The following is a 12360-nucleotide window of genomic DNA, read 5'->3' as shown; positions in this document are numbered from 1 at the left end:
AGGTCTGAAATGTCATTAGATCAATTAGTTGATAAAATTGTTGAAAAAATTCAAGATGAACTAGAATCAAGAGAAAGTTTTGAAGTCGAGGCAAGTGGTCGTCATGTCCATTTGAGCCAAAAAGATTTGGATACGTTGTTTGGACATGGTTACCAATTAACCAAAGCAAAAGATTTGTCACAACCAGGACAATATGCATGCCAAGAACGTTTGACAGTCTTGGGCCCTAAAGGTTCCTTCCATAATGTCGTGATTTTAGGTCCTGTACGGGGCGAGTCCCAAGTGGAAGTTTCACTGACCGACTGTCTCCAATTAGGAACCAAAGCACCAATTCGTGAAAGTGGTGATATTGAAGGGACACCGGGTGTCATTTTGGCAAATGGTAATAAGGTTGTATCGCTTGATAAAGGCTTGATTGTGGCGAAACGTCATGTCCACATGACACCAGAAGACGCTGCACGTGCCGGTGTTGAAAACCATGAAATTGTTCAAGTAAAAGTCGAAGGAGAACGTCCATTGATTTTTGATGACGTTGTCATTCGTGTCAGTCCTAAATTTGCAACCTATATGCACATTGACTATGATGAAGCCAATGCTTGTGGCTTTAAAAAAGGGACGCGTGGTCACATTATCAAAAAGAAATAGGACCTAGAGAGGCTATAAAACATGGAAAATTTAGACAAACTTGTCCAGCTGATTACAGACCGTTTGTTAGAAAACCTCCAAGATGAGCCTAATGAAACATCTGTTTATTTGATTGGAAAAGATCGTACAGATGCTCTATTAGTTGAAAATGGCTACCGCCTAGTCAAACATGGGGAATGTGCAGATGTGGTTGTGGTTGATTGTTTAGCTTTAGATGCATTTTTGAGAATCGCCTCACTCTGTCCAGCTAATGAGGTAGAGTCAGCTATCTTGACTAGCTTATTAGACGGCAAACCAGTGTATGTTTCTCTTGAAACATTTAATGTTGAGCAATACAAACACTCCGCACGCTCACGTTTGTATCGCGAATTATTAGAGCAAAAAGCAAAATTAGAGAAATACGGTGTTCAATTTTATCGGGAAAATCAGTTGCTGAATCTGCTAGATACTTGTAGGACTGAAAAGGAAGAATTCAGTCCACAGCAAATAGACAAAAAAGCCTTAACTCCCAAAGCTAAAACCAATCTTATCACCGAAGCAAAGCTACGGGCGATGGGCTTAGGTGAAGGGGACTCTTTCGCCATTGAAAAAGGCATGATTGTCACAGCGCTAGCAAAAGATTACTTGAAACGCCATAAAATTAGAATTGTAAAATAAAGGAGTCAGGATATGTTTGTTGGAAAAGTAAAAGGAAGTCTATGGGCTACTAGGAAAGATGAAAAATTGAATGGTTTGAAATTTTTAGTAGTTGAAAGACAGCTAAATGAACATCAAACAGATCCTGCTCTGGTTATTGTCGCAGATTGTATCGGGGCCGGAGAGGGAGATTTGGTTATGGTTACATCTGGCAGTTCTGCACGCGTAAGTCTCACAAAAGAGGATGTTCCAGTGGATATGGTCGTTGTGGCGATTATAGACAAGGTAGAATATCCTGACGAGTAAAATGATCAGGAGATATAAAGATTATGAGTATAAATGAAATTATCATTTACATCATGGTCCTATTTATGATTGTCGGTGCAGTAGATAAGTGTATCGGTGGAAAATTAGGACTAAGTGAAAAGTTTGAAGAAGGTATTATGGCTATGGGTGCTTTGGCTCTTTCCATGGCAGGGATTATGGTTGTGGCACCTCTGCTTGCCGATGTGTTGAAACCTGTGATTGTACCCTTGTATGGTCTAGTAGGAGCCGACCCTTCTATTTTTGCAACGACCTTTATTGCAAATGATATGGGTGGTGCGCCGCTTGCCCTTAAATTGGCTGAAGACCCAGCGGTTGGGAACTTTGCGGCCTATGTATTGGGCTCTATGATGGGGCCAACCATTGTATTTACCATTCCAGTAGCTTTAGGAATTATTGAAAAAGAAGATAGACCCTTGCTTGCTCGCGGAATTTTATACGGTCTTGTCACTGTTCCGATCGGATGCTTGATTGGTGGTATTTTGGTACCAGGTTTGGGGTTTGGAACCTTACTTGTCAACTTAATCCCAATTATCATCGTATCAGCCTTGATCTTCCTAGGCTTGGTTCTTGCACCAAATGGAATGATTAAAGGGTTTGAAGTATTTGGGCAAATTATTGTTGTGATTGCAACACTTGGTCTTGCTTTTGGCGCTGCACAACTCTTGACTGAAAATGAATGGTTGTTGAACCTGTACCCTTCAGGAGCAGACACCTTGAAAGAAGCCTTTGAAGTGGTAGGTTCAATCGCTGTAACCTTAGCAGGTGCCTTTGGACTTGTGGCTGTCTTTACAAAAGTCGCAAACAAACCACTTTCAGCTATTGGGAAATCATTAGGGATGAATGAAGTCGGAGCTGCAGGTCTTGTAGCATCTCTTGCGAACAATATCGCTATGTTCCAAATGTTGAAAGATATGGATAAACGCGGAAAAATCATCAACGTTGCATTTGCAGTATCTGCATCATTTGTTATCGGTGACCACCTTGGATTTACAGCTGGTCAAAATTCAGAAATGATTGTACCGATGATGGTTGGTAAATTAGTAGGTGGAATTACAGCTGTTTTACTAGCCTTTGTATTGACCAAAAAAGAAGCTGAGTAGGGCAGGGAGGAAAAAATGATGGCAGATGTAAATCGCTCAGAACTAGAATCATTGATTCGTAAAATTTTATTAGAAGAATTACTTGCGAAAAAAGGAGCTAAACAAGTCGGTAAATCAGGAGTTGCGTCCATTGCCCTTCCGAGCTTGGATGTTCGTCCTGAGGATCGTCTAGATACTGGCAATCCAACAGACAAGGTTTATACACGCGACCTTCTCAGCTTAGAAGAAAGTCCACGACTTGGTTTGGGACTGATGACCATGGAAGATACAACCTTCCCATGGCATTTGGATTATGATGAGGTTGACTATGTCATTGATGGTAAATTGGATATCATTGTAGGAGATGAAGTCCTCTCTGCTGGTCCAGGTGAGCTTCTCTTCATTCCAAAAGGAAGCGATATTCAATTCTCTGTTAAAGGAAAAGCACGCTTTATTTACGTGACTTATCCAGCGGATTGGCAGAATCAATAAGCAAGATTCAGAAAATACAATATAACTACCGTGAGGAGAGAATACAATATTCTCTGCCTCTTTTTTTGTTCTGTGGCTTTTAAGGTTCTTTGTAAGTAGCCAATCCCGCAGTATATTGAAAGTTTCCAAAGTCTTGCTTGACTCTAGGGTACTCTTTTCTCTTCATCAAGAAACGTAAGAAACTATTTTGGATAAGGTATTGCTCGATAACCATTCAAATTAGTAATTTAGGACAGGTCTATCTAGTTTGTGGGAAAACGGATATAAGACAAGGAATAGATTCACTAGCCTATCTCACTAAAAGTCAATTTTATCTAGCTCCTTTCCTAGGTGTTGTCTTTCTTTTCTGCGGTGGCCGTAAAGACTGTTTCAAAGCGTTTTATTGGGATGCATTTTATACTCATCGAAAGTTATCCCCTTGTAACTCCATCTTAAAATGATATAATGGGACTGGATTGGAGGAGAAGATGGATGATTCGAATAGCAATTGTTGAAGATGATGATGGATATGCTCAGACGCTGATAGAGTTTTTACAGCAATACGAGCGGGAGCAGGCTGTTCATTTTCAATGGACACGATACCGAGATGGGGAAGAGGTTGTCTTTAACTATCCTGAAAATGTGGATTTGATTTTGATGGACATTGAAATGGAGCGGATGGATGGGATGACGGCGGCGGAAAAAATTCGCTTGATTGATAAGGATGTTGTCATTATTTTTATTACCAATATGATGCATTACGCCATGAAAGGATATGCGGTTGAAGCTCTCGATTATGTTTTAAAGCCCATCAATTATTTTGCTTTTGCCCAGCGAATAAGCAGGGCCCTGGAACGGATGAAAAAGAAGCGTGGAAAGCAGCTGTTGATTAGTCGGTATAACAATGTAAAACGCATTTCAACAGACGATTTGCTATATGTTGAAGTTCATAATCATGATATCGAATATCACTTAAAGGAAGGAGTGATGAGTGTCAGAGGAACCTTGCGCGCACTGGAAAAGGAATTGGAAGGCTTGCTTTTTTTTTAGGTGTAATAGTGGTTGTCTTATCAATCTAGACTATGTCGATGGAATGGAAGATATGGATGTCATTGTCGGAGAAAACAGAATACCAGTCAGTCGGTCTCGACGGAAGGAATTTTTAGATCGGATGAATCATTATCTAAATGAGGTTGGAAAATGACAGAAGGAGTATTGCAGCATACCCCGGGAGTTTTTTATGCGTGGGCTTATTGGTTTAGTGCTTGTTTGAGTATCTGGATGAGTCCGAAGCGTTTGACAGTGCGCTTGTTAATAGGGGTTCAGATAGGATTCCTCCTCATTTTAACGTTTTTGATGACGATTAGTGATGGGATTACCATCATTTTCCTTCCGATGATGTTCCTATACATGTCATTGATTTTGTATGATATTCGGTTGACCTGCCGTTATGATGTGCAAACCAGTATTTATTTTGCGGTTAGGACCTTTATCATCGGTGAATTTATTGCTTCGCTAGCATGGCAGGTCACATTTTATATGGCGACCCTTCTGCAGACACAGGTTCAATATACAACGTATGCGATGGGGATGGTGGTGACCCTTCCGCTGGTCATGCTCAGTCTTTATTTCTTGGAGAAGGAACTAAAGGCATTTAATAACCATCTGACCATTAGTAGACGGGAAATGCTGTCTACGTTGATTATTGGGGTGGCTGTCTTTGTGATTAGCAATCTTAGCTATGTAGTGGGCGAAAGTGTACTGAGTGTCAATGTTTCAAAAGAGTTGTTTCTGATTCGGACTTTGGTAGACTTTGCTGGAGTGGCTCTTTTGAATGCCTATCATTTCCAGATTAGCGGATTAAAAGCCCGAACAGAAAAAGATAAGTTGCAAGACATGCTCGCCACTCAGCATACAAATTATGCGATGCTGGAGCAGAGTATGAGTGTCGTCAATCAGAAGTACCATGACCTAAAGTACCAGATTCAAGCCATCCGTGAAGGGATGAGTGCAGAAGAAGGACAAGCCTATTTGGATCAAGTTGAAAAAGAGATAAAGCTCTATGAAGCCCAGAACCGTACAGGAAATTCAATCGTAGATACCATTTTGACAGGAAAACCGATCCAATGCCAGCTAAAGGAGATTGAATTTACAACGGTAGTGGACGGCCAGGCTTTGGACTTTCTCGATGCTGTACAACTGATGACCTTACTGGGCAATATGCTGGATAATGCCATTGAAAGTACCGAAAAAATTACAGACAAACAGCAACGCTTAATTCATTTGGTTGTGACAAAAACCAAAGGATTTGTACGCATTCGGTTAGAAAATCGATTTGAAGGCACATTGGAATTTGTTGACAACCTTCCAAAGACAACCAAAGGAAAGGCAAGCTATCATGGTTTTGGTCTAAAGAGCATTCGTTCTATTTTACAGCAATATGACGGTTCTTTAGATATTTCAACTCGTGGCGGTTGGTTTGAACTGTCCATTCTCTTTCCTCCTCACTCATCTGTCTAAACATCCAATTACGACAAAAAAGAGACGATCTATGACAGAAGTGTTGTAATCGTTTTCTTTTTGGTTATACTGAATTTATATAAAAGAAAATCGCTTTCAAAAACCAGCCACTAGTTTCTAGAGCTAGTCACAGGTTTTAAAGTGGGAAAGTTAAATACGGAGGTTAACAGATGAAAAACTCAGGTAGAGTATTTCGTGGGGTGTCGGCTTTATTCCTATCATCGTCTGTCGCACTCGCCAGTGCGACAGGGATTGTCAATACGTGGCGGAGTTCGATTGACTTTGCACTTGGAACGTCTAGTACAGTTACTACAAGCGATGATAAGTTTAAGTCCATTTATGAAACGACAGATGCTTTGGTTGCTGCACACAAAGATTTAGGAAAACGTGTGTCAGAAGAAGGAAGTGTCTTACTAAAAAATACCAAGGCAACGCTGCCTCTGAAAAATAAAAAGATTACCTTGTTTGGCATGGGAAGTCAGTATCCTTTCCTCGGAGGTGTCATGGGCAGTACCATTACAGGTGAAGATCAGGTTGACTTAGTGACAGCTCTAAAAGAGACTGGATTTGAAGTCAATCCAACAATGATGGATATCTATAAAACATTTGGTGAAATTCAAACAGGTGAGAAAAAGACTTGGACTGGAACAGCGCCTATCTTTGGCTACCGGCCAGCAGAATTTTCTACACCATATGAGCCTTCTGAACCAGCTATTTCGACCTACACGGCAGGAGGAAAGGCGAGGGAGAATTACCAAGACAGTTTTAAAGAATACAATGATGCAGCGCTTGTCGTCCTCTCTCGTCCAGGTTCTGAAGGAAATGACTACTATCCAGGGGCAGAAGGCATTGATGCTAAAAAATACGACACAGATAGTGCCCTTTCCCTCAGTAAAAATGAAAAAGAAATTCTTCAGTTAGCAAAAGACAACTTTGAGAAGGTCATCGTCTTGGTCAATAGTGGCTCAGTCATGGAAATTGAAGAGTTGAAACAGGATGAAGGAGTTGATTCCATCCTTTACATCGGCTTCCCAGGTGCCTACGGGATGAATGGTGTTGCAGAGGTGTTAAGTGGAAAAGCCAATCCTTCTGGCCACTTATCAGACACATATGCAGTGGATAACTCTGTTTCTCCTTCCGCTCAAAATTTTGGGAGAATCGAGCTAAAAGACCTATCTGCAATTGCAGCTCCAAACTCATTGATGGGGAATCTATCTGCCACCTCTCCTCTAGGAAGTTTTGGTGGAGAGCCTGCAATGGCTGCCAACTATTATTTGATTGAAGCAGAAGGCATTTACACAGTTTACAAATATTATGAGTCTCGCTACTACGATAGTGTCTTAGGCCAAGGAGATGCAAAGAGTGCCAAAGGGGCTTCAAATGGCGCTTCTTCATGGGAATATGATAAAGAAGTCAGCTATCCATTTGGATATGGCTTATCGTATACCACCTTTGAACAAACACTAGATAGTGTAAAAGTGGATCAGGATGCCCAAACGGTAACAGCCGTTGTGACTGTGAAAAATACAGGGGATGTAGCAGGGAAAGAGGTAGCACAGCTCTATTATCAAGCACCTTATACAGACTATGACAAGCAACACAAGGTTGAAAAATCAGCACTTGAATTCCTCGGAATGGGCAAGACGAAAGAATTGGAGCCTGGAGAATCTGAAACCGTGACCATCACAGCAGATATGAAATACATGACCAGCTGGGATTCAACGGCAAAAGATGGCAAGGGAGGCTTAATCCTAGACGGTGGTAACTATTACTTTGCGATTGGTGAGGATACTCATGATGCTGTCAATAATATTCTCGCCGCACAAGGACAAAAAGAACTTGGGAAAGCTGCACTAGCGACCAATCAAGTGATCGGTTCAGAATGACAAGTTGATGAAACTAGCTTTGCGACATCGAAGAAAACTGGCAAGGACATTGTCAACCAGCTAGATGATGCAGACATCAATCGGATTGCAGCCTGGGTCATTGGAACACGCAATACTCAAAAGGCACTCTTAAAAGCGATGTTAGAGCCAACTCAAACTCTGAAAGAGATGGAAAATACATTTGATTTCACAGCTCGCCTAGCCTATACAGAAGAGTTGAAAGATTTCCCTTATGCAGATGTCTGGAATTACTTCTGTGAGAAAAATGGTGTCCCAGTTGGTCTTAACTGGCTCAAAGAAGTCAAAGAGTACGAAGAGATGATACTAAATGAACGTTAATGAGAAAAGAAAGAGGAAACAGATGAAATTTATAGATGCACCGATTGTTAAAAAATGTGTGAAGTGACCCGTGAATCCTATGAACGCTACTGGGATGAGCGCAATGGGGGCAATGTTTCTGTCTGTGTATTGCCAGAAGAAGTAGCAGGTTATGAGGATAATCAGACGGTAATTCGCAGTTTTGATCTTGGTTTTGATGCCCCTAGTCTGTCTGGCTTTTATTACCTCGTAACAGGAACTGGACGGTATTTCCGAAATATCCTCCATCAGCCAGAACTGGATTTGGGCTTGGTTCAAATCTCAGAAGATGGACAGAGTGCGCATCTGCTCTGGGGATTTGCGGATGGTGGAAAACCAACATCTGAATTTCCAAGTCATTTGATGAGCCACATGGAACGCCTAAAGGTCAATCCAGAGCAACGAGTGGTTTTTCACTGCCACCCAACCAATCTAATTGCCCTTACCTTTACGCAAGACTTGGATGAACGGCACCTATCACGGCTTCTTTGGAAAATGCAGGCAGAATCCTTGGTCGTCTTCCCAGAAGGCATTGGTGTCATTCCCTATATGACACCAGGCACACGAGAAATTGGACAAGCAACTGCAGAGAAGATGAGCGAATTTCAAGCGGTTATCTGGCCTCACCATGGCCTATTTGCTTCTGGCGTTTCTCTTGATGAAACCTACGGCCTTGTAGAAGTGATTGAAAAAGCTGCCATGATTTACTCTCAAATAGGTGCCCAAGGTGGTAGTATCAAACAAGATATTACCGATCAGCAACTAGTAGCATTAGCTCATGCCTTCGGAGTTACTCCCCACTCAGGATTTTTAGAAGAAATGTGACATACATATTGATTTATCATAATATATAATAATATACGAAATAGACAGTGATGATATGAACAAAATAAAACGAAATATAAAATAACAAAGGAGAAATGTTAAGGCAACATTTTATGTACCTGCGGTCAACTTGATTGGTCGTGGCTGTGTTCAGGAAGTTGGTAGCTATGTCAAAGAGCTGGGCTACCAAAAAGCCCTGTTAGTGACAGATGACTTCATCCGCTCTAGCGATATTTTGGAGAAGGTGACAAAGCCTTTGGATGAAGCTAATATTCACTATGTTATCTTCAGTGATGTCGCGCCAAATCCGACCTGTAAAAATGTCGAAGACGGCTTAAAGGTGTTGCAGGGAAATGAGTGCGATTTTATCATTTCAGTCGGTGGTGGCTCTCCCCAAGATGCTGCAAGTTGTATTTCTATCATGGCGACCAATGGTGGAAAACCACAAGATTATGAAGGCCTTCATAAGTCTGAAAAGAAAGGTCTGCCGGTTGTTGCTGTCAATACAACTGCGGGAACATCTGCAGAAATAACAATTAACTACGTTATTACAGACGAAGAGCACAAGGTCAAAATGATGATGGTGGATAAAAATAGCTTGGCTCTCATGTCAGTGAACGATCCAGAACTGATGCTCTCAAAACCAGCAGCCCTCACAGCAGCGACGGGATGGATGCCTTGACCCATGCGGTTGAAGCTCTTGTAACACCTGCTGCTTACGGAGTGACCAGGAAACTTTCTATCGGAGCGATTGAGCTTATCAAAGAATACCTTCCACGTGCGGTTGAAAATGGTCAGGATATCGAAGCTCGTGAGTCTATGGTCCATGCAATCTTTCTCGGAGGAATGGCCTTTAACAATGCTGGATTAGGTTATGTTCACTCTATGGCGCACCAATTAGGAGCTGCTTATAATCTCCCACACGGAGTTTGTTGTGCGATGCTCCTGCCAGTGGTTGAACGGGAAAATGCTCAACGTGTACCAGCAGCATTCCGCGATGTTGCAAAAGCCCTCGGACTTCATATAGAAGGCAAAACAGACCAAGAATGTGCAGACTACGCCATCTCAGAAATTGAAAAACTCTCTGAAACCGTCGGCATTCCGAAGAAATTGACCGAATTGGACATCAATGAAGAAGAATTTAACTTTGAATACCTTTCCCAAAATGCCTTGATTGACGCCTGTGCACTAGGCAATCCTTTCATGCCAACCCTTGAAGAAACCATTGCTTTTTATAAAGAGTTGTTTTAACAATCAGATACATAAGAAAGAAGTGTGGGAAGCCGTTCATTTGCAGAAAGCGGCTCTCCTCGCTTCTTTTTTTGCTTCTTTTTTAGTCTCTCAGGTGTGAATGGCTATACATGATTCAAAATCATGGTATAATGATAATTGATTATCTAATGGTGAATGATGTATACGAAGGAAGGAATGTTAAACAATGGCAACGATTCAATGGTTTCCAGGGCATATGTCCAAAGCAAGACGGCAGGTGCAGGAAAATCTTAAATTTGTTGATTTTGTGACGATTTTGGTGGATGCAAGACTGCCTTTATCCAGTCAAAATCCGATGCTAACTAAGATTGTGGGCGATAAGCCCAAATTATTGATTTTAAACAAAGCAGATTTAGCGGATCCCGTAGCTACTAAGGAATGGCGAGCTTATTTTGAGGCACAAGGTATCCCGACTTTGACCGTTAATTCCAAGGAGCAAGCGACCGTCAAAAAAGTCACAGAAGCAGCTAAAAAACTCATGCGGGAGAAAATCGAACGCCAAAAAGAACGGGGGATTCAGATTGAAACCTTGCGTACCATGATTATCGGTATTCCAAATGCTGGGAAATCAACGTTGATGAATCGCCTTGCTGGCAAGAAAATTGCAGTCGTTGGAAACAAACCTGGGGTGACTAAGGGACAGCAATGGCTCAAGTCCAATAAGGATTTGGAAATTCTTGATACACCAGGGATTTTGTGGCCCAAGTTTGAAGATGAAGTAGTAGCGCTCAAGCTCGCCCTCACAGGTGCTATTAAGGACAATTTATTGCCGATGGACGAGGTGACCATCTTTGGGCTCAATTATTTCAAAGTACATTACCCAGAAGCCTTGAAAGCGCGTTTCAAGCAGATGAATCTAGGCGATGAGGCGCCTGATATCATCATGGATATGACGAGAAAACTGGGGTTCCGCGAGGATTATGACCGTTTTTATAGCTTATTTGTCAAGGAAGTCCGAGACGGTAAGCTGGGGCTTTATACGCTTGATGCAGTAGGAGATGCAAATGGCAACGATTAAGGAAATCAAGGATCTGTTAGCTTCCATTACCACTAAGAACGACCCTCGTTTAGAGGAATTGGCAAAAGATGAACGAGCAGGTGTGCAACAATTGCTCCAGAAAAAAGCTAAGGATTTTCAGGCAGAAGAAGCGGAGAATGCGCGACTGGAGCAAATGCTAATCTATGAAAAAGCCTTATATAGACAAGGTCTGGACCTGATTGCAGGGATCGATGAAGTTGGACGAGGGCCCTTGGCAGGACCAGTTGTAGCAGCCGCAGTCATTTTGCCCAAAGGCTGTAAAATCCGTTATTTGAATGATTCTAAGAAAATTCCTAAAGCCAAGCATCAAGCCATTTATCAGGATATTATGGAGCAGGCAGTTGCTGTAGGAATTGGTATCAAGGACAGTCAAGTCATTGATGAAGTCAATATCTATGAGGCGACCAAACTCGCTATGTTAGAGGCGTTGGCGCAATTATCAGTACAGCCACAGCACTTGCTGATTGACGCCATGACCTTGGAGACACCGATTTCGCAGACCTCCATCATCAAAGGAGATGCCAATAGTCTTTCGATTGCTGCGGCTAGTATTGTGGCTAAGGTCACACGAGATCAGATGATGACAGAATTTGACAAGGCCTATCCTGGCTATGATTTTGCTCAAAATGCAGGCTACGGGACTGCCAAGCACTTGGAAGGCTTACAAGAAAAAGGTGTGACTCCGATTCATCGGAAGAGCTTTGAGCCGATAAAATCAATGATAAAAGAAAGAGAGTAACACAAGATGACCGAACGAGAAAAAATGATTGCTGGAGCCTTATATGATGCTGGAGATGCAGAATTGGTGCAACTGCGGAACACTGCACGACAGTATCGCATGGCCTTTAATCAAGAATTAGACGGTGCCAAGCGGAGCCAATTACTAAAATCATGGTTTGGCAGGACAGGCAAACAGATTTACATCGAGCCTCATTTTGCCTGTGACTATGGCTGTAATATCCATGTAGGAGAGAATTTCTATGCCAATTTTAACTGTACATTTTTAGATGTCTGTCCGATTACCATCGGCGATAATGCCATGTTGGGACCAAATGTGCAGCTGTTGACACCGCTCCATCCACTAGATGCGAAAGAGCGGATTTCAGGGCTAGAGTATGGCAAGCCAATTACGATTGGAGATAATTTCTGGGCTGGTGGCGGTGTAACGATTCTAGCAGGAGTTTCTTTGGGAGATAATGTGGTTGTCGGTGCTGGCTCGGTCGTGACCAAGTCATTTGGGGATAACCTTGTTTTAGCAGGGAATCCTGCTCGTGTCATCAAGACGTTATAACGATTAGAAAAG

General features: G+C 42.1%; 13 protein-coding genes and 3 pseudogenes. All 16 read left to right on the top strand.

From position 1 onward, the window contains the following. Nucleotides 1-9: 9 nt before the first annotated feature. The 16 genes and pseudogenes from eutD to E4T82_RS02360 all read left to right on the top strand — a co-directional run bounded on the left by eutD (nt 10) and on the right by E4T82_RS02360 (nt 12348). Nucleotides 10-645, top strand: a complete 636-nt coding sequence (eutD, locus tag E4T82_RS02430) for an ethanolamine utilization phosphate acetyltransferase EutD (RefSeq protein WP_135181305.1) — start codon at nt 10-12, stop codon at nt 643-645. Between the two features lie 21 nt (nt 646-666). After that, nucleotides 667-1302 carry an ethanolamine utilization protein gene (locus E4T82_RS02425; protein ID WP_135181304.1) on the top strand — a complete coding sequence of 212 codons (636 nt, stop codon included), beginning with the start codon at nt 667-669 and terminating at the stop codon, nt 1300-1302. Nucleotides 1303-1314: 12 nt separating this feature from the next. Then, nucleotides 1315-1587 carry a EutN/CcmL family microcompartment protein gene (locus tag E4T82_RS02420; RefSeq protein WP_135181303.1) on the top strand — a complete coding sequence of 91 codons (273 nt, stop codon included), beginning with the start codon at nt 1315-1317 and terminating at the stop codon, nt 1585-1587. Between the two features lie 23 nt (nt 1588-1610). Continuing rightward, nucleotides 1611-2708 (top strand): ethanolamine utilization protein EutH, encoded by a 1098-nt coding sequence (locus tag E4T82_RS02415; RefSeq protein WP_135181302.1) that lies wholly within the window; start codon nt 1611-1613, stop codon nt 2706-2708. Between the two features lie 18 nt (nt 2709-2726). Next, nucleotides 2727-3179, top strand: a complete 453-nt coding sequence (locus E4T82_RS02410) for an ethanolamine utilization protein EutQ (protein WP_135181377.1) — start codon at nt 2727-2729, stop codon at nt 3177-3179. A 137-nt stretch (nt 3180-3316) separates the two neighbouring features. Then, complete coding sequence (gene tnpB / locus E4T82_RS02405) at nt 3317-3619, top strand: IS66 family insertion sequence element accessory protein TnpB (RefSeq protein ID WP_228065030.1); 303 nt, start codon at nt 3317-3319, stop codon at nt 3617-3619. 31 nt (nt 3620-3650) lie between these two features. Further along, nucleotides 3651-4208: a LytR/AlgR family response regulator transcription factor gene (locus E4T82_RS02400; RefSeq protein ID WP_209304572.1), complete on the top strand. Its 558-nt coding sequence runs from the start codon at nt 3651-3653 to the stop codon at nt 4206-4208. 43 nt (nt 4209-4251) lie between these two features. Beyond that, on the top strand, nt 4252-4362 hold the full coding sequence (locus tag E4T82_RS13145) for a hypothetical protein (protein ID WP_416222652.1): 111 nt from the start codon (nt 4252-4254) through the stop codon (nt 4360-4362). Continuing rightward, nucleotides 4359-5678 carry a sensor histidine kinase gene (locus tag E4T82_RS02395; RefSeq protein ID WP_135181301.1) on the top strand — a complete coding sequence of 440 codons (1320 nt, stop codon included), beginning with the start codon at nt 4359-4361 and terminating at the stop codon, nt 5676-5678. The genes E4T82_RS13145 and E4T82_RS02395 overlap by 4 nt, the downstream gene beginning before the upstream one ends. Before the next feature lie 170 nt (nt 5679-5848). Beyond that, entirely contained in the window at nt 5849-7564 is a 1716-nt protein-coding gene (locus E4T82_RS02390; protein WP_135181300.1) for a glycoside hydrolase family 3 C-terminal domain-containing protein, read from the top strand. A 66-nt stretch (nt 7565-7630) separates the two neighbouring features. Continuing rightward, nucleotides 7631-7903 (top strand): annotated as a pseudogene (locus tag E4T82_RS02385) (L-rhamnose isomerase); the annotation flags it as partial. 22 nt (nt 7904-7925) lie between these two features. Beyond that, nucleotides 7926-8746 (top strand): annotated as a pseudogene (gene rhaD / locus E4T82_RS02380) (rhamnulose-1-phosphate aldolase). Between the two features lie 130 nt (nt 8747-8876). Further along, a pseudogene (locus E4T82_RS02375) lies at nt 8877-9997 on the top strand (iron-containing alcohol dehydrogenase). 187 nt (nt 9998-10184) lie between these two features. After that, nucleotides 10185-11036: a ribosome biogenesis GTPase YlqF gene (ylqF, locus tag E4T82_RS02370; protein ID WP_135181298.1), complete on the top strand. Its 852-nt coding sequence runs from the start codon at nt 10185-10187 to the stop codon at nt 11034-11036. Next, on the top strand, nt 11023-11796 hold the full coding sequence (locus E4T82_RS02365) for a ribonuclease HII (RefSeq protein ID WP_135181297.1): 774 nt from the start codon (nt 11023-11025) through the stop codon (nt 11794-11796). Before ylqF ends, E4T82_RS02365 begins: the two co-directional genes overlap by 14 nt. Before the next feature lie 6 nt (nt 11797-11802). Further along, nucleotides 11803-12348 (top strand): sugar O-acetyltransferase, encoded by a 546-nt coding sequence (locus E4T82_RS02360; RefSeq protein ID WP_135181296.1) that lies wholly within the window; start codon nt 11803-11805, stop codon nt 12346-12348. Nucleotides 12349-12360: the final 12 nt, after the last annotated feature.

It is taken from the genome of Streptococcus cuniculi, assembly GCF_004570575.1.
Classification (GTDB): domain Bacteria; phylum Bacillota; class Bacilli; order Lactobacillales; family Streptococcaceae; genus Streptococcus; species Streptococcus cuniculi_A.
This window is presented reverse-complemented; position numbering and strand designations above follow the sequence as displayed.